23 protein-coding genes are annotated in these 25,001 nt (G+C 44.1%); 12 read left to right on the top strand and 11 right to left on the bottom strand.

The genetic code is table 11. From position 1 onward, the window contains the following. The first annotated feature begins 428 nt into the window (after positions 1-428). The 4 genes from ahcY to ABD036_RS17285 all read left to right on the top strand — a co-directional run bounded on the left by ahcY (position 429) and on the right by ABD036_RS17285 (position 4,269). Entirely contained in the window at positions 429-1,820 is a 1,392-nt protein-coding gene (ahcY, locus tag ABD036_RS17300; RefSeq protein WP_343862197.1) for an adenosylhomocysteinase, read from the top strand. An 87-nt stretch (positions 1,821-1,907) separates the two neighbouring features. Further along, on the top strand, positions 1,908-2,294 hold the full coding sequence (locus ABD036_RS17295) for a rhodanese-like domain-containing protein (protein ID WP_343862195.1): 387 nt from the start codon (positions 1,908-1,910) through the stop codon (positions 2,292-2,294). 9 nt (positions 2,295-2,303) lie between these two features. Beyond that, complete coding sequence (locus ABD036_RS17290; RefSeq protein WP_343862193.1) at positions 2,304-2,903, top strand: GNAT family N-acetyltransferase; 600 nt, start codon at positions 2,304-2,306, stop codon at positions 2,901-2,903. Positions 2,904-2,937: 34 nt separating this feature from the next. Continuing rightward, on the top strand, positions 2,938-4,269 hold the full coding sequence (locus tag ABD036_RS17285) for an NAD(P)/FAD-dependent oxidoreductase (RefSeq protein WP_343862191.1): 1,332 nt from the start codon (positions 2,938-2,940) through the stop codon (positions 4,267-4,269). Positions 4,270-4,339: 70 nt separating this feature from the next. Here ABD036_RS17285 and tyrS read toward each other — a convergent pair whose 3' ends face one another. Continuing rightward, positions 4,340-5,539, bottom strand: a complete 1,200-nt coding sequence (gene tyrS, locus ABD036_RS17280; protein ID WP_343862189.1) for a tyrosine--tRNA ligase — start codon at positions 5,537-5,539, stop codon at positions 4,340-4,342. A gap of 211 nt (positions 5,540-5,750) precedes the next feature. Between tyrS and ABD036_RS17275 the strand changes: the two genes are divergently transcribed. Genes ABD036_RS17275 through ABD036_RS17260 form a run of 4 tightly spaced genes read left to right on the top strand, consistent with a single transcriptional unit; the run spans position 5,751 to position 9,313 of the window. After that, positions 5,751-7,046 carry an OapA family protein gene (locus tag ABD036_RS17275; RefSeq protein WP_343862187.1) on the top strand — a complete coding sequence of 432 codons (1,296 nt, stop codon included), beginning with the start codon at positions 5,751-5,753 and terminating at the stop codon, positions 7,044-7,046. A gap of 7 nt (positions 7,047-7,053) precedes the next feature. Further along, positions 7,054-8,166 carry an anhydro-N-acetylmuramic acid kinase gene (locus ABD036_RS17270; protein ID WP_343862185.1) on the top strand — a complete coding sequence of 371 codons (1,113 nt, stop codon included), beginning with the start codon at positions 7,054-7,056 and terminating at the stop codon, positions 8,164-8,166. A 34-nt stretch (positions 8,167-8,200) separates the two neighbouring features. Further along, entirely contained in the window at positions 8,201-8,677 is a 477-nt protein-coding gene (locus ABD036_RS17265; RefSeq protein ID WP_343862184.1) for an Lrp/AsnC family transcriptional regulator, read from the top strand. Positions 8,678-8,713: 36 nt separating this feature from the next. Further along, positions 8,714-9,313 (top strand): hypothetical protein, encoded by a 600-nt coding sequence (locus ABD036_RS17260; RefSeq protein WP_343862183.1) that lies wholly within the window; start codon positions 8,714-8,716, stop codon positions 9,311-9,313. Here ABD036_RS17260 and ABD036_RS17255 read toward each other — a convergent pair. Further along, the gene (locus ABD036_RS17255; protein WP_343862182.1) at positions 9,276-11,117 is read right to left on the bottom strand and encodes a trans-sulfuration enzyme family protein; all 1,842 of its coding nucleotides are present in this window, start codon (positions 11,115-11,117) and stop codon (positions 9,276-9,278) included. The genes ABD036_RS17260 and ABD036_RS17255 overlap by 38 nt on opposite strands. A gap of 167 nt (positions 11,118-11,284) precedes the next feature. Here ABD036_RS17255 and ABD036_RS17250 point away from each other — a divergent pair, with 167 nt between their 5' ends. Both ABD036_RS17250 and ABD036_RS17245 read left to right on the top strand, forming a co-directional pair. Then, complete coding sequence (locus ABD036_RS17250) at positions 11,285-12,220, top strand: D-2-hydroxyacid dehydrogenase (protein WP_343862180.1); 936 nt, start codon at positions 11,285-11,287, stop codon at positions 12,218-12,220. 113 nt (positions 12,221-12,333) lie between these two features. Further along, the gene (locus ABD036_RS17245; RefSeq protein WP_343862179.1) at positions 12,334-13,335 is read left to right on the top strand and encodes a GGDEF domain-containing protein; all 1,002 of its coding nucleotides are present in this window, start codon (positions 12,334-12,336) and stop codon (positions 13,333-13,335) included. Positions 13,336-13,361: 26 nt separating this feature from the next. Here the strand turns inward: ABD036_RS17245 and ABD036_RS17240 are convergent, their stop codons facing one another. After that, positions 13,362-13,892 (bottom strand): SRPBCC domain-containing protein, encoded by a 531-nt coding sequence (locus ABD036_RS17240; RefSeq protein WP_343862177.1) that lies wholly within the window; start codon positions 13,890-13,892, stop codon positions 13,362-13,364. A gap of 308 nt (positions 13,893-14,200) precedes the next feature. On the opposite strand from ABD036_RS17240, the gene ABD036_RS17235 reads away from it, so the two are divergent. Further along, positions 14,201-14,410 carry a hypothetical protein gene (locus tag ABD036_RS17235; RefSeq protein WP_343862175.1) on the top strand — a complete coding sequence of 70 codons (210 nt, stop codon included), beginning with the start codon at positions 14,201-14,203 and terminating at the stop codon, positions 14,408-14,410. 148 nt (positions 14,411-14,558) lie between these two features. On the opposite strand, the gene ABD036_RS17230 is transcribed toward ABD036_RS17235, so the two are convergent. Both ABD036_RS17230 and ABD036_RS17225 read right to left on the bottom strand, forming a co-directional pair. Beyond that, positions 14,559-15,806, bottom strand: a complete 1,248-nt coding sequence (locus tag ABD036_RS17230) for a threonine synthase (protein ID WP_343862173.1) — start codon at positions 15,804-15,806, stop codon at positions 14,559-14,561. A 2-nt stretch (positions 15,807-15,808) separates the two neighbouring features. Then, positions 15,809-16,606, bottom strand: a complete 798-nt coding sequence (locus ABD036_RS17225) for a thioredoxin family protein (RefSeq protein ID WP_343862171.1) — start codon at positions 16,604-16,606, stop codon at positions 15,809-15,811. A 126-nt stretch (positions 16,607-16,732) separates the two neighbouring features. Here ABD036_RS17225 and ABD036_RS17220 point away from each other — a divergent pair, with 126 nt between their 5' ends. Further along, positions 16,733-17,113, top strand: a complete 381-nt coding sequence (locus tag ABD036_RS17220; protein WP_343862169.1) for a DUF2750 domain-containing protein — start codon at positions 16,733-16,735, stop codon at positions 17,111-17,113. 39 nt (positions 17,114-17,152) lie between these two features. Here the strand turns inward: ABD036_RS17220 and ABD036_RS17215 are convergent, their stop codons facing one another. From ABD036_RS17215 to ABD036_RS17190, 6 genes are all read right to left on the bottom strand, one after another. After that, positions 17,153-17,731 (bottom strand): glutathione S-transferase family protein, encoded by a 579-nt coding sequence (locus tag ABD036_RS17215; RefSeq protein WP_343862167.1) that lies wholly within the window; start codon positions 17,729-17,731, stop codon positions 17,153-17,155. Positions 17,732-17,882: 151 nt separating this feature from the next. Further along, on the bottom strand, positions 17,883-19,334 hold the full coding sequence (locus ABD036_RS17210) for a transporter substrate-binding domain-containing protein (protein WP_343862165.1): 1,452 nt from the start codon (positions 19,332-19,334) through the stop codon (positions 17,883-17,885). Between the two features lie 37 nt (positions 19,335-19,371). Continuing rightward, positions 19,372-22,488, bottom strand: coding sequence for an efflux RND transporter permease subunit (locus ABD036_RS17205; protein ID WP_343862163.1), 3,117 nt, complete (start codon positions 22,486-22,488; stop codon positions 19,372-19,374). Beyond that, positions 22,485-23,597 carry an efflux RND transporter periplasmic adaptor subunit gene (locus ABD036_RS17200; RefSeq protein ID WP_343862161.1) on the bottom strand — a complete coding sequence of 371 codons (1,113 nt, stop codon included), beginning with the start codon at positions 23,595-23,597 and terminating at the stop codon, positions 22,485-22,487. The genes ABD036_RS17205 and ABD036_RS17200 overlap by 4 nt, the downstream gene beginning before the upstream one ends. Before the next feature lie 162 nt (positions 23,598-23,759). After that, positions 23,760-24,104 (bottom strand): iron-sulfur cluster insertion protein ErpA, encoded by a 345-nt coding sequence (gene erpA / locus ABD036_RS17195; RefSeq protein ID WP_343862159.1) that lies wholly within the window; start codon positions 24,102-24,104, stop codon positions 23,760-23,762. A gap of 90 nt (positions 24,105-24,194) precedes the next feature. Next, complete coding sequence (locus ABD036_RS17190) at positions 24,195-24,896, bottom strand: DUF6776 family protein (RefSeq protein WP_343862157.1); 702 nt, start codon at positions 24,894-24,896, stop codon at positions 24,195-24,197. Between the last annotated feature and the right edge of the window lie 105 nt (positions 24,897-25,001).

Below are 25,001 nucleotides of genomic sequence, written 5' to 3'. Positions count from 1 at the left end.
TTTAACTGATTAACAAGGACACCCACTCGTTTACGATTGAGGGGCGGTTAACGAGGACAGGCACAAAGTTGGCATTTAACGTGGACAGGCATCTAAATGTTTAACTGATTAATAAGGACACCCACTCGTAAACGATTGAGGGGCGGTTAACGAGGACAGGCACAAAGTTGGCATTTAACGTGGACAGGCATCTAAATGTTTAACTGATTAACAAGGACACCCACTCGTTTACGATTGAGGGGCGATTAACGTGGACAGGCACAAAATTGACACCGGTTGAGCAACAAAGATTAAATCCACTTGGGAGTAAAAAATCGTCTAGTTGTTGAACCCTGTTATTCAATTCAGCGTATATACCTGCTAGTCTGCGAAACAGGTAGACGAAAAAATGTCTCTCTATTTCCCAGCACCTTTTATTGGAACACATTATGAATCAAGAAAATCATGTCATGGCTACGGGCGATTATAAAGTTGCAGATATTACTCTTGCTGATTGGGGCCGTAAGGAACTCACTATAGCTGAAAGCGAAATGCCTGCGTTAATGAGAATTCGCGATAAGTATCGCGCTTCGCAACCACTGAAAGGCGCAAAGATTCTCGGCTGTATTCACATGACGATTCAAACGGGTGTTCTCATAGAAACGTTAGTGGATTTAGGCGCTGAAGTACGTTGGTCCTCTTGCAATATATTCTCGACTCAAGATCAAGCTGCCGCAGCGATTGTCACAGCAGGGGTGCCCGTGTTTGCTTGGAAAGGAGAAACAGAAGAACAATACGAGTGGTGTCTTGAACAAACGATTCTTAAAGACGGCAAACCTTGGGACGCCAACATGGTGTTAGATGACGGTGGCGACTTAACCCTGATGCTGCATGAAAAATATCCGCAGGTACTGGATAACGTTCACGGAGTTACCGAAGAAACCACGACTGGAGTCCACCGTTTATTAGAAATGTTAGAAGCCGGAACGCTAAAAATTCCAGCCATTAATGTCAATGACTCAGTCACTAAATCAAAAAATGATAATAAATATGGATGTCGCCATAGCCTTAACGACGCCATAAAGCGCGCTATAGATCATTTAATGGCGGGCAAGAAGGCGCTTGTGATTGGTTACGGTGATGTGGGTAAGGGCTCGGCACAATCGTTGCGCCAAGAGGGCATGATTGTGCGCGTAGCCGAGGTAGACCCTATCTGTGCGATGCAGGCTTGCATGGATGGCTTTGAGTTAGTTTCGCCATACAAAAACGGTATTAACACCGGCGATATAGCGGATATAAACACCGCGTTATTGCAAAATACTGACATGGTAGTAACCACTACCGGTAATATTAATGTATGCGATTCAAATATATTGCGTTCGCTTAAATCCACTGCCGTAGTCTGTAATATCGGGCATTTTGACAATGAAATTGACACTGCGTATATGCGTAAAAACTGGCGATGGGATGAGATTAAACCACAAGTGCACAAGGTGTATCGCAGTGATGACGAAAACGATCATTTGATATTGTTATCTGAAGGTAGATTAGTCAACCTTGGCAATGCCACGGGACATCCATCGCGAATTATGGATGGCTCGTTTGCCAATCAGGTGCTGGCACAAATTCATTTATTTGAACAAGGCTTTGCAAATCTACCTGCCGACAAGAAACAACAAGCGTTGCGCGTTGAAGTGCTTCCCAAACAGTTGGACGAAGAAGTAGCTCGTTACATGGTCGAAGGCTTTGGCGGCGTCATCACCAAATTGACACAGCAACAAGCAGATTATATTAATGTCAGTACCGACGGTCCGTTCAAATCCGATGCCTATCGCTATTAATAGTAATTAAACAAATCACTGGGATTGACTAACATTTGCGCCAGTCACAAGAGTCAGTCCCAATCCATTCCTAGTTAGGGAGTTTTTATGAGATTTAAGTCAATCCGCAATCTCTTGCTGTTACTATTAGCTACGTTTAGCATTAGTAGTTTTGCAGACCAAGTCACCGATATTACGGCTGCGCAGTTGTTAGCGGACGATAGCCAAGGCCGTCTCATTTTAGACGTAAGATCAGCGGAAGAATTTGCAGCAGGTCACGTTCCTAATGCCGTCAATATTCCCCATGACGAAATTGAGGGGAATATCGAACAGCTGATCAATTACCAAGATAAATCTGTCGTGGTTTATTGTCGCTCTGGAAGAAGAGCGGCAATAGCTGAAAACATTTTGCTGGAGCATGGTTTTAGCAATGTCATGCACTTGCAGGGTGATATGCTCGGTTGGCAAGAATCTAAATATCCAGTTGAAAAATAATGGGCACCCATGCAAAAAAACACCAAGCCGCTACCCCCAACATCCAAAGCAAAAGTTCAATATTGTGCCCTTGCGCCTGAGCACTTTGACAGATTACTTATCCTCGCTAATCATGTGCATGGCGAAAATTATTTAGACCGAGAAGGTATTGAGAAACTGTACAAAAATTCGTTTTCCAACGGGATAAATGCAAGTGTTGTGTCTTTAATTGGTGACGACTTAGTCGGTTTTCGACTTACTATTGCGGCAGATAAGTGGCTCCCAGACGAATGGTGCTCACCTGAAAAGTGGCCGGTTTCATCCGAGCAAGTTTGTTATTTCAAATGTAACACGGTCGACAGCGCATACAGGCAGCTAGGCATCGGGTCCACGCTGCTTAAAATGTCTATCGACAAAGCTCAACAGCAAGGAGCGAAAGCTGGCTTGGCACACATTTGGCTGGCGAGTCCTGGCAATAGCGCATTTCGCTATTTCTCTAAGTGTGGCGGCAAACTTGTCAAAGAGCACCCGGGGAAATGGCGAAACATGAGTATTAATGAAGGATATGACTGTCCCGTTTGCCCACAAATTTGCGAATGTATTGCAGCTGAAATGCTTCTCACCTTTTAAATCCTATCACCGAAAAGGAAAATATCAGATTACCATGTATGACCCGTTAATCGAATCCAGTCCCGCCCCCAATCAAGGTTACCCTAGCTCCTATTGGGCCAAGTCCTTAGACTTGATACCAAAAACAAACTCGCTGCAGACTTCTGTTCAAGCCGATGTAGCCGTTATTGGTGCTGGCTATACGGGCCTGTCAGCGGCTTATCACCTACAAAAACATTATGCTAAAAAGGTGGTAGTGGTAGATGCCAACGAGGCTGGATGGGGCTGTAGCGGCCGAAATGCAGGTTTTGTTTTACCTGGAACAGGTCGATTATCGTTATTAGAAATGGAAGATAAATGGGGAGTCGACAGCGCCAAAGGTATTTTTCATGAATTTATGACCTCGATTGAAACCGTTCAAGGATTAATTGAGCAAGGAAATATAGATTGCGATAAAACCCCTGGAGGTTATTTAAAACTCGCACACCGCAGAGCAAAGGTTGCGACATTGCGTACGCAAGCGGAAAAACTTAACGCGCAATATGGTGAGTCTGTGCGCTTTGTAAATAGTAAAGAAGTTAACCGTGATTTCGTTAATAGCGCTAATATGTATGGCGGGATTTACTTTGATAAATGCTTCGGAGTGAACCCCCTCAAACTTGCTTTGGGTTATCTCGCCATGGCCAACGAAGCAGGCGTTACTGTCTTTGGTAACTCACCTGTTGTAGATTGGCAACAAAGCGGCGCAACACATACATTGCGCACGTCCCATGGTCAAATCACAGCGGATCAGGTGGTGATCGCTACGAATGGATACACAGGCACTAACCTTCATGACATCGTAAAACAACGGCATTTCCCCGTGTTGTCCAGCATCATAGTCACAAGGCCCCTCACTGAGCAGGAATTGAGTTCGATTCAAATTCGCTTTGGGCTGATGGCAATGGATACCCGTCGCAAAAAATATTATTACCGATTGCTGCCAGATAACCGTATCTTATTTGGTGGAAGAGGAGCGATCACCGGTCAGCAAGCCAATGATCCGATTAACAAGCAAAGATTATCAAAAGGACTTGAAGCAACTTTCCCAATACTGAAAGACATACCGATTGAACATTTTTGGAGTGGCTGGGTAAGTGCATCTTATGATAAATACCCAAGATTAGGCGCCAGCGATGACGAAAGCATATTCTATTCGATGGGTTATTGTGGCTCTGGCTTGGCGTTTTCAACGCTTGCTGGTAAACGTCTAGCTCAGCGGATATGTGAACCTGAAGCGTTGCCGCAATTACCGTTTTGGCAAACGCCGTTACCTAAATTCCCATTTTCATCCTTTAGACGCCTTGGATTAAAAGCCTTCTATTTATTGGCAAATATCCGCGACTAGACTTAATAACCTGAACTTTGGATAACAAGTGAACACGCCCGATCAGATCGGGCGCTTATTTCAAGACTGATCAGATAACCGTCACCTTGGCAAATTTGCGTTTACCAACTTGAAACACGGCAGTGGTGTTTTGCGGTACTTGATAACGCGTATCGACCACTTTCTCGCCATCGATCTTTACTGCACCTTGTTTGATCATGCGCATCGCTTCAGAGGTCGAGCCCACTAAATCCGCCTCTTTTAACAAGTTTGCAATTGGTAAGAAAGCGTCTTCGCAAGTGAGTGATACCTCTGGTATGTCATCTGGAATCGCATTCTTCTGAAACCGCTGTATAAAATCTTGGTGGGCGGCTTCAGCTGCATCTTCACTATGAAAGCGCGCGATCAGCTCTTTGGCCAGTTCAATTTTGGTATCCCTAGGGTTACTTCCTTGGGCAATGGCTTGCTTATAGCTTGCAATTTGCTCAATCGGTTTGAAGCTCAACAACTCATAATAGCGCCACATCAATTCATCGGAAATTGACATGACTTTGCCAAACATCTCATTGGGTGCGTCTGTTATCCCAATATAATTCCCTAAAGATTTTGACATTTTTTGAACGCCATCGAGGCCTTCAAGCAAAGGCATCATCAACACCGTTTGCTGGGATTGTCCTTCAGCTTTTTGTAATTCACGGCCCATCAAAAGGTTAAATCGTTGATCAGTTCCACCTAATTCAACATCTGCATTTAAGGCGACCGAATCCCAACCTTGCACTAGAGGATAGAGAAATTCATGTATCGCTATCGCCTGACCGTTATTGTAGCGCTTTTTAAAATCATCACGCTCAAGCATTCTGGCAACAGTCTGACGAGCAGCCAACTTAATTAATCCCGCAGCGCCCAGTTGGTCCATCCACTCTGAATTAAAGCGTACTGTGGTTTTTGCAGGATCGAGGATCTTAAACACTTGCTCTTTGTAGGTCTCAGCATTGGCAATGATGTCTTCGCGGCTCAGGGGTTTTCGAGTGACATTTTTACCGGTGGGATCACCAATCATACCGGTAAAGTCACCGATCAAAAAAATCACTTCATGTCCAAGCGATTGAAAGGCGCGAAGTTTATTAATTAAGACCGTGTGTCCAAGATGAAGGTCTGGTGCGGTAGGGTCGAAGCCCGCTTTTATTTTTAACGGTTTCCCTAGCTTTAACTTGGCAATCAGCTCTTCTTCTATCAAAATTTCATCTGCACCACGCTTAATCTCGCGGATTGCGTCTTGCCAATTTGACATTGTTACACCCTCACAAACAGGTTAATGACGTTTAAAAGTCCGGTATTTTACGCGCGCAGGAGGCATAGATAAAGGACTTCTGTATATTAAAATATAACTAGTTATTTGGATTAATACGCACAAAACTGTACATTTTTTAACCTACACCTAGAAAATTGCAGCAAATCGTTATATTCTCACGTTAGCATTTAACACAGAGATTCTTATTTACGTGGTACAAAAAACTCTAAAGCGTTTACCGTCTAAACACAAAGCCCTTTTATCTGGCTTTGCGGCATTTTTATTGGTCTTATTGATCGTGCCAACTGAGTCTGCGAAAGCGTCTAAACACAGTCAAATACTCGAGTTGGGGGTGCGTTACGATTTACCACTAGAGATAACGCCATCTCACAACCTTAATGAATCTATTCAAGATGATAAGGCGGTTTGGGTCAGCTATGAAGTCAAAAAAGGCGATAACCTAGCCAAAATTTTTGATCGCGTCGGACTCTCACCACAAGAAACTTATTATGTTAGCAAAGCCGGTGAAGACGCCAAACTATTGCTAAAACTTCGTCCTGGTGAACATCTTTCATTCTTAGTAGACGACGCAGGACGTTTGGCATCATTGCGATATGCCATATCACCTACTGATACCCTAATTATCAGTAAAGACGAATCGGCTGGGTTTGTTAGCAGCAGGCAGCAATTACAGCTAGATACACGATATAATTATGCGCAAGGTGAAATTAGTAGTAATTTTTGGAATGCGGCGCTAAAAGCCAATTTATCTGAAAAGCACATCATGAGCTTGGCAGGTATTTTCGGCTGGGATATCGACTTTGCTTTAGAGCTTAGACAGGGCGATACCTTCAATGTGGTTTTCGAAGAACTCTACAGTGAAGGTGAGTTTGTTGAATACGGTAAAATAGTCGCTGCGGAGTTTGTTAATCAAGGTGAATCCTTTACTGCTATATTGCACGACGATGGCAACTACTACACGCCTGAAGGCCGCAGTATGCGCAAGAGCTTTTTACGCGCCCCAGTAAATTTCAAATATATCAGTTCAAGTTTTAAAAAGCGTCGATTCCATCCGGTTCAAAAACGCTGGAAAGCCCATCGCGGTGTTGATTATGCTGCGAACACTGGTACGCCCGTAATAGCGGCAGGTGACGGTAAAGTGATCCGTGCAACTTATGACAAATACAACGGCCACCATGTCTTTATCCAACACGGTGAAAAATACGTGACCAAATACCTGCATTTCACCAAGCGGGCCGTTAAAACAGGTCAGTCGGTTAAACAAGGTCAAGTCATTGGTTATGTAGGCGCAACAGGTTTAGCCGCAGGTCCCCATTTACACTATGAGTTTTTGGTTAATGGCGTACACAGAAACCCACGTACAGTATCCTTGCCTAAAGCGGAGCCGATTGCCAAAAAAGATGCTGCAGCCTTTGCCAAGATAGCGAGCACACGAGTACAACAACTCAATAATACTAAACGCATCATGCTTGCAATGAATCGATAGGAGCACTATGTCAAACCTATATATAGGGTTGATGTCTGGTACCAGCATGGACGGTGTTGATGTGGCGATCGTGGACTTCTCCAAGATCCAGCCAAAAGTAATCGCATTCCATACACTTACTTACACTGCCGAATTATTACAGAAATTAAATCAGTTGTGCGCTGCTAATGATGATGAAATTGTCGATATGGGGCAAGCTGACAGAGCAGTTGCTATGCACTTTGCCGACGCAGTCAAGCAAATACTACAACAAACTGGCTTGCAGCCCGCTCAAATAGCGGCCATTGGCTCGCATGGTCAAACTATTCGACATCACCCAAATGGTCAACATGGCTTCACCTTGCAAATAGGCGATCCCAATACGCTTGCCGTGATGACCGGTATTGACGTGATTGCCGATTTTAGGCGCAAGGACATCGCACTAGGCGGACAAGGTGCACCATTAGCTCCAGCGTTCCATCAAGCTGTTTTTCGTCATTCAAAGCACTCGCGGATCATTTTGAATATTGGTGGTATTTCCAATATTACTTACATACCCAAAAGTATCGAACAAGATGTCATAGGCTTCGATACTGGACCGGGCAACACCTTAATGGATGCTTGGTGTAAAAGACATTTAGGAGAACCCTACGACCATAATGGTCATTGGGCGGCCAGTGGAAATAGAGATAGTCGACTACTCCAGCAACTGATGGTTGAACCATTTTTTGCTCAATCGTTTCCCAAAAGTACCGGTAGAGAAACCTTTAACCTTGATTGGTTAGACAATCATATTGCAACGTTAGCGCAGTCACCATCGGCAGAATCGGTACAGGCCACATTAGCGATGCTGACGACCTGTACTATCGCAAGTCAGATTAACGTTTTTGACGATGTAGAAGAAGTCTTCGTTTGTGGTGGCGGTGCTAACAATGATTTTCTAATGGAGTGTTTGGAAAATGAATTGGTTGAAGTGGATCTGGCAACCACCAATGAGCTTGGCATATCACCAGACGCCGTCGAAGCGGTAGCTTTTGCTTGGTTGGCCTACGCGCATATCAATCACATTCCAGGTAACCTCCCTAGTGTCACTGGCGCCGCTAAAGCTGCTATTTTAGGCGGCTTTTATCATCGCAATTAACTGAGATAATCTTTAATTAATAAGAATCTAATACGTGAAAAAAAATCAACGACCATTGGATCAAGTGGATCTGCAAATACTGTCTTTATTGTATGAAGATGCCAGTCAAAGTAACAAAGATATTGCTAACAAGGTTGGCTTGGCCCCCTCGTCATGTTTAGAGAGAATTAAACGCTTACAGGCGGATGGCGTGATCACCGGACAACGTTTAAGCGTTGACGTCAATCAGTTGGGCGGTCATATACAGGCGATGATTTCGGTTCGGTTATCTGATCACAATCGCGCGACTGTGAGTCAATTCCAGACCGATTTGTTATCCCTTCCAGAAGTCATGAGTATTTTTCATATGGGTGGAGAAAATGATTTCCTGCTGCATGTCACAGTGAGTGACTCTGCGCATTTACGTGATTTTGTGTTTAATGCTATAACGGCGCGAAAAGAAGTTAATCATGTGGAAACCGCACTGGTTTACGATCACCAAATTAGTAGTACTGTACCCAGTTTTGGTTAGTACGGGGCTTAATTTACTGTTACGGATAAAATAATAATGACTATACCTACATATCGAGTACCACTAACAACGCTGTTATTTTTTGTGTGTTGCCCTTGGGCGTTTTCAGCGCCTTCTTCAATCCAATCGCATGATGCTTTTTTTGCGGCCATTGCTGCCCATTGCGGCAAAGCCTATGAAGGAAAAGTCACTGTGGATAATGCGCCCGGCGACGCATTTGCCAATAAAACGTTAATCATGCACGTCAGGCGCTGTAATGAAAACCAACTACAGGTGCCATTTCACGTGGGGGATGATGCATCAAGAACATGGCTGATCACTAAGACAGGCTCTGGATTGAGCCTTAAACACGATCATCGTCACAAAGATGGTAGTGAAGATGCCCTAACCCAATACGGCGGACACACACTCGATGGCGGCTGGCCTCAAGTGCAGTCCTTTCCTGCCGATCAATATTCGAAAAATTTATTCGTGGACGCGCAGATCCCGCAATCGATAGGTAATACTTGGCAAATGTTTATTTATCCTAAAGTATTTACCTACCGCCTTATCCGTCAAGGACGAGAGTTCCGCGTTGACTTTGATCTAACCAAGCCAATTACGCCTCCACCAGCTCCTTGGGGCTATCAGGATTAAGTTCACCTTCTGCATTTTGACCTAGTAAGGTTTGCATGGACGCACCTGAACCGTAGTGCTGCTGACAAACTTTCATGCACACTTGCATGTAAAGCTCATCTAACTCAGCGCCGCTCATAAATTGCTGACTGAAACCAGGTAACACAGGATCAATGTGTAACTTCGCAGTATGTAAGAAATGCGCAAGCAATTCTTTTACATTGTCGGTGCCCATTGCGATGCGCATAGTGGTCAAGTGAATCCCCGCTTTTTCCTGCTCTTTTTTCGCCATTTCTGAGTGTGACGTTAGGGCCGGACATAGAATAATAGTGTTGTTTTGACCGATACTCACTTGATGGCTAAAAGCAGGCTCCAGTGCATCGAAAAAGCGCACAAAAGCATCTCTTGTTAGACCGGCACCTTCCATATCCACAGTGAACAATGCACAAGGCCAACCATGGCGCATTTGTTTTTCTCTTATCGCCGCATTAGGGTGGTCAGCTAAGGCATGGCTGTTGACATTTAATGCAGGGTGGGAAGCTAAGAAACGACTGAAAACCTGCGTGTTGATCACTTTGTTCATGATCCTTTGTTCTAAGGTTTTCATGCCATTGAGTACATCAAACGCTTTCTCAGAATCTAAGAATGCCCCTTTGATGTAATACACATCCCAAAACATGGTACGTGACCAATCGTAACCATTGACACAATCTCCCTTGGCTTGGAACATGCGGTAACCTTCACCTATCACCACGCCAGCCGTGGTCGCACCGCTACCACATAAGTCTTTGGTGTAGCTGTGTACGATGTAATCGGGACGTTTCGCTTTGTCAGCTTGTTGCAATGGCTGATGTAATACCGGAGTCGCCAGTGTTGCGTCTAACATCACCAAATGGTCTTCACGGTGAGCTATTTCACAAATACCCGCAATATCAAGAACATAACCGTGTGGATTACAAGGTGATTCAATGTACACGTGCATGGCATGCTCTTCCAAACGCGCCTTGTGTTTTTGCTTCACCGATTGCATGAATATCTCGAATTCGTCAGCACTGTATCCATCAAACCATTCAAGTTGAATATCCAAACGGTTCTGGCGAGCAAAATAGTCATGCAATAATTGGTAAACACCACCGTACACGTTTCTCGATACGATCAGCACATCACCATGTCCCAACACATTTGACAAAAGTGCATCAATTGCTGCCATCCCGGAATTGAAGTTCCACGCTAAATAGTCAGCGGAATAGGGACCAGCTTCAAGGTCGACAATCGCATTGGCAAGCGAGATGTTAGTCGGATTAAGCAAACGCGAATAAATTTGATGGGTAAACTCTTTACCTTGAAATGCGTCATCTACCCATTCTGTGCAGGCATACACATAAGTCGCGGTGCGCACAATGACGGGCGTAGCGGAGAAAAGAGCCGTGACATTGTCGAATAAAGGGTAATGACTCTTGGAAATTTGTGAGCCATTTTGACTGTTCATACTTTGATAGGTAGCACGGAAAGGGTTTTGCAAGGTATCTAACACCTTAGCAATTTGGAAAGACAAGAATTTTTTCGCGTTAAAATAAGCAAGTTTGTTTTCTTTGCTAAGCCCTTCAAGGGTGTCACCGGTGATGCGCCAAATTGCGTTGACATCAAGCTGTGTCTGATAAAGATGGGAAGCGGCTTGAAATAACGCTTTACCGTAATCACTTTGCTGATCTATACCAAAGTGGGCAAGCTGTTCAGCGGCTAACTCTTCGATACTAGACGCGTTTGAAGTATTTCGCTTAGGAGACAATAATTTAGCTTGGTCGACTTGTTGCTGATTATCCATAGGGTTACTCTTATCAAAATATGCCAAGTTAGGCGATAATGGTTATTGCGCCCATTCTAAACTAACAATATTTCATGATAACAACTTTTTAACGAATAATATTTTGGCAATAAGCCAAATAAGGAAACTTTTGTTTACTGATCACCGAACCTACTTGGATTTAAACAATGCATAATCTACTGATACTGAGTCGCGACGCCGACCAATATCGTCAATTGATCGACGAGTCTGCGCTTAGCGGTTTGACGATTTCTCAATGTGTCGATCATCCGGCAAAGGTCAATCTAGACCTCCATCATACGATGATGTTAGCGGAGCCCGATTTAGCCAAGCATATTTTACCCAAATGCGCTGATATTCGATGGGTACAATCAACTTGGGCTGGAGTTAAACCGTTGGTCGATCTTAACCTGCCAAATGTACGAGTGACGGGGATCAAAGATGTGTTCGGTTTGCAAATGCAAGAATATGTATTTACTTATATTCTGCACTTCGCCAGAGAAGTAGAACGTTTTCAGCAGCTGCAAAAACAACGTCATTGGGTTCGCCCAGTGGCTGAGGGATTAAGCGCAAAACGCATTGGAATTCTAGGTTTAGGCTCAATCGGACTAGAAGTGGCCAAGACCGCTAAACATTTCAATATGCAGGTCGTAGGCATTTCAAGGAGTGCTCAGCCTAAGCCAAATGTAGATCGCGTGTATTCAATATCACAGGCAGCGGAATTTGCGCCTAATTTGGATTATTTAGTGTCACTCTTACCTCATACAGTTGAAACTGAGCATTTGATAAACCAGGATTTTCTGGCTTTATTACCTGCACATTGTGTATTAATAAATGCCGGACGTGGTCAAGTTATCGATGAAGCCGCGCTGTGTTCGACATTGATGGCTCGGAAGCTCAAGGCCGCCGTACTAGATGTGTTTGAAAACGAGCCTTTGCCAACGGATCATCCTTTTTGGCAAATGGAAAACGTCATGATCACCCAGCACAGTGCCGCAATATCAAAACCGACTGAAATAGTTAACGTGTTCATAGATAACGTTCAGCGTTATCAGCAAAACCTTGGGTTACGCTTTGAAATTGACGTTACTCGCGGCTATTAATAACCAATATGAATTAAAAAACCACCGTTCAGACCAATTCATTATAAGGAGTTTTTTGGGCTTTGCTATGCTGATTAGAAGACAAGCAGCAGGGTAAAAGTGATTATCAATCAATGAAGAGTGCAAAGACTGTAGTTGAAAAACACTCGGCTCCCAAACGTACCACTGAAGAATTTATCATAATGACCCTAAGTGGGGTCACTAGTTTGGCTGTTTTACCATTTTCTTTAATTCGTTTATATCAGCAGGATTGGGCGGTCGCAGTATTAGATATATTTGCGGTAGTAGCGACAGGGTGCTTGTTTTGCTACGTTTATGTCACCCATAAAACCAAAATTCCAGGCCAAATATTAGCTTACTTATCATTGTTTGTGGTTTTCTCTACTGTGACCTTAAAAGGCAGCCAGCAACTCATGTGGATCTACCCAGCATTGACTGCCATGTTCTTTTTGCTGCCATCTAATTTAGCCGGGATAATAAGCGTCGCCGTGCTATTAGGGTTAGGGATTGTATTGCGTCATGACATAACACTCTTACAGGCTCTGGTGTTTTACATATCGAGTGGTGCCACGCTCATTTTTAGCTACGCCTTTTCCTCTCGCATGCGCAAGCAACAACAACAACTCACCGAACTTGCTACTAAAGACCCCCTTACCGGCGCCGGCAACCGTCGAGCTCTTGAACAGAAAATGTTAGATGTCGTGGCTTTTCAGCGCCGTGAGAGTCAGTATCCGGCTTCGTTAATTTTAATGGATCTAGATAATTTCAAGCGTGTTAACGATATTCATGGCCATGCTAAAGGCGATGACATTTTGATTGCCTTTGTGAATGCTATTAATAATCGCATAAGAATCACCGATAACCTTTATCGATTTGGTGGTGAAGAATTCGTTGTGATTGCTGAAAACACATCGTTAAAAGAAGCCATAAACTTGGCTGAAGATCTGCGTGATTCAATAGAAAGAGATGAATGGCTTGCCGAACATGGCGTGACCATCTCAGTTGGCACGGCCAAATACACTCCCAACGAAACCGCATTTGAGTGGCTAGGGCGTTCAGATCGCGCCATGTACCAAGCCAAAGAGCGCGGCCGTAACTGCTGTTGTGTTGCCTAATCCTGTTAACTTTGCTGAGTTAATGATTACTTGTGAGTGCGGTTTACATAGTTTTGTAACGCCTCAAGCTGTAACCCTTGAACCTGGGCCACAATTTTAGCCAATTGCTCGAATCCGTCAGGGTTGATACCACTTACTCGATAGGTCAAGGTGACTTGAATATGATCTTGCTGTTGCTGAATTTGCCAATCTAATGCGCCATGCATGCCCATTCCTTGTAAAGGGCCTAAGCCCCCCGTCATCCTTAATAATTTCTCTGGCTCGACAAAACTTATTCGCATATGCTCTGCGGATCGTTTTTCAGCAACTTCACAAAAGCAACCACCCGCCATAGGATCAATCTTAAGCTTGCCCTCGACACCCCACCATGTGTGATCTTTAGGCCACCATTTATCAACATCTTCAACCAAGGCCGCCCACACCACATCGGCATGACGTTCTGTGGTGAATTGATTAGTGACTATAAATCCATTTTCGGAAACGAATTTAACCTTACTTGCGGCTAACGCAGCGGCACAATTCAGTACCAGAAAAATCAGTATAATGAGTCGCGACACGCGCTAAGTCCTTGAGTTTCAGATTGCTTGTTATTAATTAGATTACGGTAAAAAACGGCCAATTCCAATTGTCGCACGTTATCGCTGCCCCAAAGCTAATCTCAATCTTGTCGTTTTCTGAAGGGGTGTGTACATTGCGCTAATTAAAAACGGCATGCATGATTGTGATTGTCGTTTGCACAAAAGTACCATCGTGAAGCAAGTGGAAGATCCGATAAAAGCGATTTAATCAGGATTAAAGCACGAATTGATTGTGTTAATATTGCTAACTCATAACACGTCGATAAGAATATTACGGAAGTCGCACCATGCAAAAACCCAACAAACCGTCTATGTTTGAAACCAAATACCTAAACAGTATCGAAATAGTAGGTTGGCTTCTTTGCATCACCTCAATGGTATTGATTATCTTCGTAAAAGATATCCTACCTGAAATGCTCCCTTACGCTTGGGCAGGCGCCATTCTCGGAGCTGGACTAATTGGTTGGGGCGCTGGGCGCAAGCACAAACGAAAGTAACTCACCTGAGCTGAAGGATAATATGAGTCGAGCAATTAAATATTACATCAAGATTTCAAAGTGTTTTTGAGGGGCACTTATTCGTCTACAGTTCAGGTTAACCAATAACATTCCCCCTGAGCCATCACAAAGGTAGTTGTAGGTATCGCTAAGACATAAATAGATGACGAATATTAGGCAAATATTTCTCTGCACTTCCGGTATTAAAACACACAATCTGATCGCTTTCTTTTACAAGCCCTAGCGTTTTAGCTTGCTCAACGGCGGCAATCGCAGCAGCGCCCTCGGGACTAATCCACATACCATACTGTTGAAAAATGCCACGTGTGTGTTGGCTAATTTGCGCTTCACTCACTGCCACACCACCACCTTTACTTTGGTTAATAATGGCCAAGACAGCTTTATGTCCCACGCCTCCAGGCACATTTAATCCCGTGGCCAACGTGTCCCCACCATCGGTTGGCTGCGTGTCACTTAACTGTTTTTCAAGGGCATCTACCACGGGTGCATTCTGCTGACTTTGTACGGCGATGATCTTCGGGCGTTTGTCATCGATGATCCCGAGACGCTCTAACTCATCAAACGCTTTCCACATCCCCAAAATACCGGTGCCGCCACCGGTGGGATAAAAAATAACATCCGGTAGTGACCAATCATCTTTCATTTCATTGGGTGCGGCTAACTCTAGCCCCATGGTTTTTTTCCCTTCAATTCGCCAACCAGGCTCTTGAAAAGTGGCGCAGTTAAAATACCCTTGAGGCAGATATTTTTGTTTCATCAAAGCACCCGCTTCACGTATGGTGCCTTTCACCAAATCCAGCGTGATATGTGGATATTTAAAGCTATAGGCTGCAACTTTTCCCATGATCGGCATGGGCGTGTCATCGGGCATCACCACCGCTACTTGCAAGCCAAATTGATGCCCATATTCACTCAACGAATCGCCCGCGTTTCCTTGAGTCGGCACGACCAACTTGTGTAACCCATAATGTTTGGCCATGGTCGCTACAACAGACATGCCCCGATCTTTAAAGCTGCCAGTAGGATTAGCACCATAGCCTCGATAGGGCTGTCCCTCATCCTTGATGAAAACATGTGCGAAGGATGAGTCAAACATCCCATAGTCTGTGACATTAACTAACGGCGTATTGCCCTCACCCAAACTACAGATTTTATCTGGGTACTTGTGTATATCAAATGGCATAAGTGGTCCGAATCGCCACATCGATTTTTGCGCTTGGTCATACCAACTCAGTTGCGGATAATCCTGAGCAATATTGTCTATATCTAGCCTCATTTGAACCGGTCGGCCGTCCTTCGGACACAAGTTCATCGCTTGATCGCTAGGATACTGCGTTTTACATTCCACACATTCAAAACAGCTAATGTAATTCATTGCTATTCCCAGCTAAATTTTGGATATGTCGGCAAGCTCAACCCTGCGTCATGTTGCTCTCTAGCTTTGCTGTAAAGCGCTTGGATGTCAGCTTGTAATTGCAATCTAAAAGAGCGAACTTCTGCCCAACGTTTATAAAAGTCCTCGTTAGGTGTTTGGTCAGGAGTACGCTCAACATCAGCCCGTAAATCAGTCCGTAGCAGGCGATAGGCTTGCATTAAACGTTCAGCCTGCTGAAGCTCAAATTGCTTTATTTGACGCGAATTTAGTTCCGATAGCGGTGGCAATGGGTCGACATCGGAGTGGCCAAAGCCACTAAAATATTCGATATATTGGCTAACCGGAATGCTATCGGCAACCCCCCATTTTTGTAAGCTATCGGCGTTTAACAATCTCTCAGAATGAGGATCGACTATCAACACTGTTGGAGTGGCAAAATAGTTGGCCTGACCAAAACGTTGGGTGATGTCTCGCCTGTCTTCGAGGTAGCCGACATCGACAAAAGCCGTTTCAAAGTTATCAGCCAAGATAACCTGCATTTCGGGTGCATCAAACTTATCCGCTAACCCCATACTGTCATGACACCACTGCGCCCCTAAAATAATTAATGCCAACTTGTCATTTTTCTTGGCTTGTTCGAGCGCAAGCTGAACATCCTGCATGGGATCGGCTGATGCTTTATAGACACTCACTTGCGTATCCGCAGCCTGTGATTCAGTGCTTAATACAGAAAATGCTAACAACATGCTGCTAAACCCTAGTAGCAAAACCGCGATTAATGGTATAAACCTGATATTCATTGATGGTCCGAGTTAAATGAGTACACTTTGTCTATGGTTGACTCATTCGGATAAAAAGTAAATTGCTTTATTGGCATTTACTTGAATCTGTTTAGCCGTCACTTCTTTTATTACAAGGGTTTCTCTATGTCTTTAGATATCAACGAGATAATACAAATGTCAGCCGAAAAACGTCACGCCTACTTATTAACCCAGGTTTCGATTAATAAGCAAATATGGATCCTGACTGATGAGCATGGTTGCGTAATGCTAAATAGCGATGACGAAGACTGCGTGCCAGTGTGGCCAGCAGAGGAATTTGCGCAATATTGGGCCACCGGCGACTGGGCGCAATGTACACCTAAGGCGATTTCGCTTCAGGACTGGTTTGAAAGATGGACAGATGGGTTAGAAGGAGATGGTGTCTGTGTAGCAGTTTTTCCAAATCCAGACGAAGAAGGCATAGTCGTCTTTCCCGACGTATTTGAAACTGAATTGAGACAAAAGCATCCATCCAAATTAAATTAACTCCCAGTTCCTTGCAGGCGCAGCTAAATGCTGCGCCTATCATGTGCTTCTTGGATCCGTTGCGGTTACTTCGATACGCTGATGATTTGCGTTATGAAATGCTAATAAATCAGGCATCTGCTGCAAATCATGCAAGGTTCTAAATTCAATCCAATCAACTAAACTGTATAAACAAATAGACGGGTAATTCCAATCGGAAAAGTGCCCTTGCGTAACCAGTTCGTTCAAGTGAGAAAGTGTCGAATTGACGCGCTCACGTTGTAATTTGAAATACATTTTATCTTCACTGGTGTCTATGTCTGAGCGCCCTAACAACAACATCTGTACCAAAGAATCGGTGGCCGCATCGATAAGTGTTAGCTGATTCTCTTGCTCCCAGCTTAACGATGGAAATTGATATTTATCACTCAGATAGCGGAAGATAACTCTAGAGTCAAAAATCACCGTTTCATCATCTTCAATCATGGGGATTTTTAAGGTGGGATTACGTTCTGCCAAAATGACTCTGTCTTTTCCGGCAAAAATCTGCAAATTAATGAATTCATGTTCCGTATTGGCAAGCCACATACGGATCCGTCTTACATAAGGTGACGTGGTTGAGCCATATAGTTTAATCATGGTTGTTTTCATTCCGATTAGCTATTTAACCTGCACTCCAGATAATAATGTAATTTCTAATTTCTCGACACATCTTATCCTTCAGTTCCGGTTATTTATCAAAATTGATGCCATTTAGTATAGCCAATAATCGCGCCTTACTAGAGCAGACTCATTGCGGTTTTTGATAATTTTTGGGCACAAAATTGGCATTTCGATAATCGATTTTACTTGGAAATATCGCCTCCAGTTTACCGTCTAAAATCAGTTGTCTATATCGAATTTCAAAATAGTGTCGGAGCTGTCTACCGCGTTCGGTGTCCTGAAAAACCATGAACAACGGGAACCCTTCTAATACTTGTTGTTTAGCGTGAGCGACAACAAAATCAGGGCTTAAATCGATTTCGTAATCTAACAGTATGTCAACCCGCCCAGCTTTAAGTAACCGCAGGCAATCAGCAATACTAGGTGCTTCGTAACTCGAGATTGACTCAGGCAATACGCTATTAAAATCGTAACCAAGCAAATAACAGGCGGTGCCCTTGGTACTGCCTGATAGCCAGTCTTTTAAATCACTGTCATTTTTTGCAAATGCCGTGACAGGCAGCTCATAATCTAAGTGGATATCTGAGCGAATAGCGCGTTGGTCCACTTCGAAGTCATAGGCCCCCACCAAAATATCGGCTTTGCCATCATAAAAGGTTTGCTTAGCACGTTTCCAGTTGACAATATTTACATCTAAACCACTGGAATGGCCCTGGTAAACCGTATTAAGAATCTTGAAGTAAGTTGCTTCAGGCGTATCTGAAAACGAGTGCCAGCTTGCTGATACAGCCTTGATAACGCCGAAGTCTGTATGTTGGTCGACATTGTAATATTGTTGCATACCGAATTTACGTTTTAAGTTCTCAAGCTCCCCTGAGGTTTGCATTTGCCTTAAAACCTGTGTCAGTTTTGGTACGAGATGCTCGTGTTTTCGATGTACAAAGTGGTAATCAGCCAATCTTGCTAAGGTCGTTTTAATCCAGTGATGACTCATGGCAGAGTAGACTTTGGGTACACTCGCGCCGCTCATCACTGCACCGCTCACTTTGCCTTCCATCACCATATTAAACGCTTGTTGTGCGTGAGTGACATAGATAGGTTTAACTGGATTAGACTGCTTTGATTGGAAGTATTCAAATGCGCGAAAGCCACGTGCCACAGCAACTTGTTCGATCCATTGATAGTCGCAAACGCCGCATTTTCTTCTATCTGCTAACATCACCATTTCAAATTCAAACAGCGGCACCGGAATTTTGATCAAATTGACAAATTCTTTTTCGACATCCCCTACTCGCGCACGCAAACCGTCAATTCGGCCTGCATCAGCCTCAACAAAACTGCGTGCCAACGGTATTTTCTGATATTTAACCCGATATCCCAAGCTTTGGTAGGCGCTTTCCAACGCCGCTTGAATATACAAAGCTTCAGGCGACGTACTAGGACCATCCAATAGAATAATTGGCGCATCTTCTGGCAAAGTCGAGGTTGCAGCTAACGTGGTAGCTGTTGATAAAGTGACAAGCACACACAGCAAGCAAAGGAATTGTTTGTATATAATTGGAAGTACACCTACTTTCACAACGCCGTTCCAAATTGATTATAAGTTGATTCAGATGTCATGGAGATATCGCAGATTTAGACTTAAACCAGCATAGGTCAATGTTCTCTTTTAATGCCAAGAGACAAGGAGTTAATATAAGAGTAAGTAGAGTTGCAAATGCTAATCCACCTGCCACGGCAGTCGCCAATTGCGACCACCACTGCGTCGATGGCCCGCCAATATCCACATTTCGGCCAATGAAATCAATGTTCACTTCCATTACCATGGGGAGTAAACCTAAAATAGTCGTTACCGTTGTCATCATGACGGGACGCAGACGCTGTGCTCCGGTGCGCAGAATCGCTTCACGCACATTGAGTCCCTGCTGACACAGTATGTTGTAGGTATCAATCAACACAATATTATTATTCACCACAATACCAGCCAAAGCGATGACACCGACTCCTGACATAATGGTACCAAAAGGCTTTTGAAAAATTAACAAGCCGAGAAAAACGCCCACCAATGAAAACAGCACAGCACTTAAAATGAGTGACGCCTGATAGAAGCTATTGAACTGAGTCACCAGAATAATTGCCATGACAAACAAAGCAACCATAAACGCATTCTTCAAAAACGCTTGGGATTCCTGCTGCTGCTCATTTTGTCCTTTAACCGTTATATCTACCCGAGGATCAATGCCTAACGACGGGAGCTGCTTAACAAGTTTAGGTAATTCTATGCTTAAAAGTTCACCGGGTATCATATTCGCTTCGACACGCAACACGCGTTTACTGTCGATATGCCGGATCAAATCTGTTTTTGGCTGCGCTATGCGCTCGACAAAATTACCAATAGGCACCAAGCCAGTGGCTGTTTTTAATCGTAGCTCATCTAGCTTGCCAATATAGCGTTCTGATTCAGGGAATCGGACTCGAATATCCAGTTCATCGTCAACATCATCTGGTCGATACTCACCTATTTTTAATCCATTGGTCACCATTTGCACGGTACTACCCACCAGTGTCGCATCGGCGCCAAAGCGGGCTGCGTCGCTGCGATTAACCTTCAATTGCCATTCAATACCTGGCTTGGATGCCGTGTCGCCAACTGAGGTAAACTTAGGGTTATCATCTAACACCTTGCGTAGCTTTAACGCCGCGTCATTCAACAATTCGGGGAAGCGCGATGAAATTTCAATCTGCAGATCCTTGCCCGATTGCGGTCCATTCTGGTCTGGTGCAATTTCAACATCCAGTCCGGGCATTTTATGCAATCGTTGATGCACTTCTTTTAAAATTTCATCTGAATGATCTCGGAGGTGCCAATCCACTAGATTAAGGCGAAGATACCCGATTTGCTCTCGCCCGCCTGAACGAGAGTACAAGGTTTCAATTTCATCCATATCGATGAGCTTGCGCTCAACTTCTTTAATAATTTGATCTTTTTCTTGAATTGAATAATCACCGGTGGAGCGGACCGTAACATTGATACCCACACTGTCAACGTGAGGGAAGAACTCCACCCCCAAGCCTGATGCATAGTAGCCACTAAAAGTGACAACACCGATAAAAATAGCAACCAACAAACTTTTTATTGGATGCGCAATGGCGGTCGCTAATAAGCGAACGTATTTTCCAGTGAAACCAGATAGCGACATAATATCGCCAGTTTCACCTTGCAAAAGCTGTTGACGCGTATTGTCATCGACATAGCGAGGCTTACCGAAGACTGCACCAAGAGTAGGCACAAAGATCAATGCCATAACCAATGATGCAGACAACACGGCGATAAGGGTAAAAGGCAAAAACTTCATAAACTCACCGACCATCCCCGGCCAAAACATCAATGGCGCGAACGCAGCCAAGGTGGTTGCGGTTGAAGCGATTATCGGCCAAGCCATACGGTGCGCTGCATTTTTGTAGGCTGTGCGTCTATCTTCACCTTCACTCATACAGCGATCAGCGTATTCAGTAACAACAATAGCGCCGTCCACGAGCATGCCTACAGCCATAATAAGTGAAAAAAGCACGACCATGTTGAGGGTGTAACCAAACAGCGAGATCAGCAAAATACCCGTTAAGAAAGAGCCGGGAATGGACACGCCGACTAAGATCGCAGTTCGCACGCCCAAAATGGCGACTATCACAATGGCCACCAGCAAAATTGCGCTAGACACGTTATTTTGTAAGTCACTCAGCATCATATTGACGTTCACTGATTGATCACCGGTGAAGGTCACTGACAAGCTAGCTGGCCATAATGGCGATTGTTGCGCTTCGGCTACCAAGGCCTTGGTTTTCTCAACGGTAATCAACAGGTTTTCACCCGGGCGCTTTTTCACTTCCAAGGATACCGAGGGATTTGAGTCAAGACGTGCATAACTGCGGGGGTCTTTATAAGCGCGTCTTACTTGTGCTACATCCTCAAAAGTTATGACACGATCACCATCTACCTTAATCGGCTGCTCCAGTACGTCTTTTACTGATTCAAATACCGAAGGTACTTTGACGGCGAAACTGCCTTTACCCGTATCCAGTGTGCCGGCTGGTACAAGTCTGTTATTGCGTGACAACAGGGTAAAAATATCATTTTGATCAAGACCGTAAGATTCCATAAGCAAAGGGTCAACAATGATCTCAACAATATCCTCACGATCACCACCGATATCCACTTCGAGTACTTCGGTGAGACCTTCTAAGCGATTTTTTAAGTCACGGGCAATAGTGACCAAAGCGCGTTCAGAAACCGCACCAGACAGCACCACTGTCACTACGGCTTGTTGTCCTGCCATGGTGATTTCTGTGATAGTGGGCTCTTCAGTTTCATCCGGCAATTTGGCTTTTGCCACTGTGACTTTGTCGCGCACATCCGCCAACGCACTTTTGGAATCAAAGCCCGCGATAAATTCCAACGTGATACTTGCAAACCCCTCTCCGGCTGTTGCACGTAATTCTTTAAGTCCTTCGATTGAGCGTAACTCTCGCTCCATTGGTTTAACCAACATGCGCTCGGCATCTTCTGGTGAGATACCATCGTGAACTATGGAGACGTATATGGAGGCAATAGGTACATCTGGATTGGATTCTTTAGGAATATTGTAATAGGACACTGCTCCAGAAACGATCAACAGCACGAATATCATCAATACGGTGCGAGCATGATCCAGCGATGCGGTGATGATATTTTTCATAAGGACGAGTGGTTTTCGCTTGTACGCACTTGAGTTGCCGGCTCGAAAATGGCTTCGACTTCATCGCCATCACGGACAAACCCTTGACCACGGGTGATCACGTTTGCCTCCCGTCCTAACCCTGATAACCACACGCCATCACTATCACTTTTGACAATTTTGATAGGCACAAATTTTACAATCCGATCTTTGACTATTTTTACGCCAATATTACCAGCTTCATCCAGCGCCATCACTGCTGGCGTGATTTTGATAGCCCATTGTTTTTCGATGGGAATGGTCAATTCTGTGCTCATACCTGCGACCAACGTTCGATCAGTATTGGCAATTTCAACTTCTAGATTAAAGGTATTCGTCCCCGGGTTAGAGACGCTAGATATGTAGCGGATGACCCCCTGTGTAGATTGACCGTTTACTAACCGGCCAAAAGCAGGCATATCAATGTGTATTTTTTGGACCCAGTTTTCGGTGACATTTGCCGAGATAATTAATGGCTGCAAATCGACTAAGGTTGCAATGGTATCTCCGTCACGCAATAAATCACCAATCTCCACATTGCGCTTATTGATCACACCATCAAAGGGTGCATTAATGGTGGTCTTCTTTAGGGCTAATTGTAAGCGTTCGATTTCCGCATTAGCCAACTCAACATTGGCTCGAGCTTGCGCCAATGAGGATTGAGATTGATAACCTTTTTCACCTAAAGACTGTGCCCCTTGCAATTCGATTTTGCGTTGTTGTAAAACGGCATTTGCAGATTTCAACTGGGCTGCCAAATCATTACTTTCCAACGTAATGAGACGCTGGCCTTGCTTGACACTCTCGCCCTCTTGCGCATAGATTCCGGTCACCAACCCTTTAACTTCAGAGCGCAAAGTTGCCACTCGATTTGGTTCAGTGCGACCGTATAATTTAATCTCAGAACTTACCTGTTCTGCTTGCAGTGTTTCTACTTTTACGCGGGTTAGTGCGAGGGGTTTAGCTGACTGATTAGGTTCACTAGTTTGCGCGGTCAGGTATCCCGATGCCACCCACAAGCACAGTAAAATAAAAATAAACAATGCTATCCAAGCTGGTTGTTGCCGTATTTTAATCATCACACGCGACATTAGATCTCCTTCATACAAGCCTTAAATGTACTATGTTTATGGGGTTTACGGCTAACATTTAATTGCAACTATATTTAAGGTTTAACGACTATGGAATCACATCAATCGACAATCACTCACAAAAAAGCCGGCACTTGGCCGGCTCTAAATAGCAAAATGGCATCACACACTGAATGAAGAGCCGCACCCACAGGTTGTGGTTGCATTGGGGTTATTCACCAAGAATCGAGAACCTTCAAGCCCCTCTATATAGTCAACGGTTCCGCCCACTAAATACTGCAAACTCATAGGATCAACCACCAAAGTGACTTCATTTTTATCAATGGTCATATCACCTTCGTTGACCTTTTCGTCAAAAGTGAAACCATATTGAAATCCAGAACAACCGCCACCGGTAACATAAACACGTAGCTTTAAATTTGGATTTTCTTCTTCTTCAATCAAAGTACGTACTTTCACTGACGCAGCGTCAGAAAACTCGATAGGCAAAGCCATCTCAACCGACATAATTTACCTCAATAGTTAACTGGAAAGGTCTCCCCGAATGCGGCGGATTATCTAATACCTTAGTGTTTTAGTCAAGTATTTACCTGTATTTCAAGCACCTCTTGGCTGCCATTCAAAACTGGTCTCTAGCTCGCCACGCTTGCGTTTGAATTGATAAACAGTGGCGTTTACTTTAACCCGTTCGACCGTAAATCCGTCGGGTAAAATAATCTCCCCCTTAATCGTTTGGAAGTATTTGAAACTGAACGATAAAGATTGAGACTCTTCGGTTGCTAACTGACTTAAGTCGAGTTGAGTTGGCTGCCCATTTAGACTTCCCACTAGAGTAACCTTGACATCACCTTTCACCACACTCTTTATTTTATCTTGCTGCATCAATACCAGTTCGTATCGAAAGCCGTTATCACTTTGTGATTTTTGAACATCGAAGGCTTCGATGACAAAGCCGTCTTGCGTTAACTCAGGCGCCATGACTTTTTGGTAAAACTGATTTTCTTGTTTTAGCTGGGCTTCTCGCGCTAAATCTTGCTGTATTTTAACTTGTAATTTTTGCGCGGCCAAACGTTGAACTTCTAATTCAACACCCAGGATATTTAACTCTCTGGTTAGCCGTTGATTTTCCTTCGCCAAGTTGTCCATAGTGTGCTTAAGCGTAGCGATCTCTGCTTGTTGTCGCGCATTATCGTGATTGCCATAAGTAAACGACAGATAAATAGCGATGCCAAATAGGGCTAATAGCAACGTATAAAACTTGAACGCCCCCCAAGTTTTGCGAATATCCTCAGGTATCACAATATTTCACATCCTTTAATAAATTTACCATGGTTTACAAGCACTTGTGATATAGTGTTCCACAAACGCGGCAAACATGACGCCCATTATCACTCATTGATTGTG

The sequence above is a fragment of the Aliiglaciecola litoralis genome (assembly GCF_039523355.1).
Taxonomy (GTDB): Bacteria; Pseudomonadota; Gammaproteobacteria; order Enterobacterales; family Alteromonadaceae; genus Aliiglaciecola; species Aliiglaciecola litoralis.
The sequence above is the reverse complement of the archived record's forward strand: the minus strand, read 5'-3'. Positions and strand labels throughout refer to the sequence as shown.

What these genes read in the sequence shown, in the direction of transcription:
- ABD036_RS17250 (WP_343862180.1), top strand. Translation starts at nt 11,285, where the DNA reads ATGCATAATCTACTGATACTGAGTCGCGACGCCGACCAATATCGTCAA.
- ABD036_RS17245 (WP_343862179.1), top strand. Translation starts at nt 12,334, where the DNA reads ATGAAGAGTGCAAAGACTGTAGTTGAAAAACACTCGGCTCCCAAACGT.
- ABD036_RS17205 (WP_343862163.1), bottom strand. Translation starts at nt 22,488, where the DNA reads ATGAAAAATATCATCACCGCATCGCTGGATCATGCTCGCACCGTATTG.
- ABD036_RS17200 (WP_343862161.1), bottom strand. Translation starts at nt 23,597, where the DNA reads ATGTCGCGTGTGATGATTAAAATACGGCAACAACCAGCTTGGATAGCA.
- erpA (WP_343862159.1), bottom strand. Translation starts at nt 24,104, where the DNA reads ATGTCGGTTGAGATGGCTTTGCCTATCGAGTTTTCTGACGCTGCGTCA.
- ahcY (WP_343862197.1), top strand. Translation starts at nt 429, where the DNA reads ATGAATCAAGAAAATCATGTCATGGCTACGGGCGATTATAAAGTTGCA.
- ABD036_RS17230 (WP_343862173.1), bottom strand. Translation starts at nt 15,806, where the DNA reads ATGAATTACATTAGCTGTTTTGAATGTGTGGAATGTAAAACGCAGTAT.
- ABD036_RS17255 (WP_343862182.1), bottom strand. Translation starts at nt 11,117, where the DNA reads ATGGATAATCAGCAACAAGTCGACCAAGCTAAATTATTGTCTCCTAAG.
- ABD036_RS17260 (WP_343862183.1), top strand. Translation starts at nt 8,714, where the DNA reads ATGACTATACCTACATATCGAGTACCACTAACAACGCTGTTATTTTTT.
- ABD036_RS17290 (WP_343862193.1), top strand. Translation starts at nt 2,304, where the DNA reads ATGCAAAAAAACACCAAGCCGCTACCCCCAACATCCAAAGCAAAAGTT.
- ABD036_RS17220 (WP_343862169.1), top strand. Translation starts at nt 16,733, where the DNA reads ATGTCTTTAGATATCAACGAGATAATACAAATGTCAGCCGAAAAACGT.
- ABD036_RS17215 (WP_343862167.1), bottom strand. Translation starts at nt 17,731, where the DNA reads ATGATTAAACTATATGGCTCAACCACGTCACCTTATGTAAGACGGATC.
- ABD036_RS17225 (WP_343862171.1), bottom strand. Translation starts at nt 16,606, where the DNA reads ATGAATATCAGGTTTATACCATTAATCGCGGTTTTGCTACTAGGGTTT.
- ABD036_RS17270 (WP_343862185.1), top strand. Translation starts at nt 7,054, where the DNA reads ATGTCAAACCTATATATAGGGTTGATGTCTGGTACCAGCATGGACGGT.
- tyrS (WP_343862189.1), bottom strand. Translation starts at nt 5,539, where the DNA reads ATGTCAAATTGGCAAGACGCAATCCGCGAGATTAAGCGTGGTGCAGAT.
- ABD036_RS17295 (WP_343862195.1), top strand. Translation starts at nt 1,908, where the DNA reads ATGAGATTTAAGTCAATCCGCAATCTCTTGCTGTTACTATTAGCTACG.
- ABD036_RS17235 (WP_343862175.1), top strand. Translation starts at nt 14,201, where the DNA reads ATGCAAAAACCCAACAAACCGTCTATGTTTGAAACCAAATACCTAAAC.
- ABD036_RS17285 (WP_343862191.1), top strand. Translation starts at nt 2,938, where the DNA reads ATGTATGACCCGTTAATCGAATCCAGTCCCGCCCCCAATCAAGGTTAC.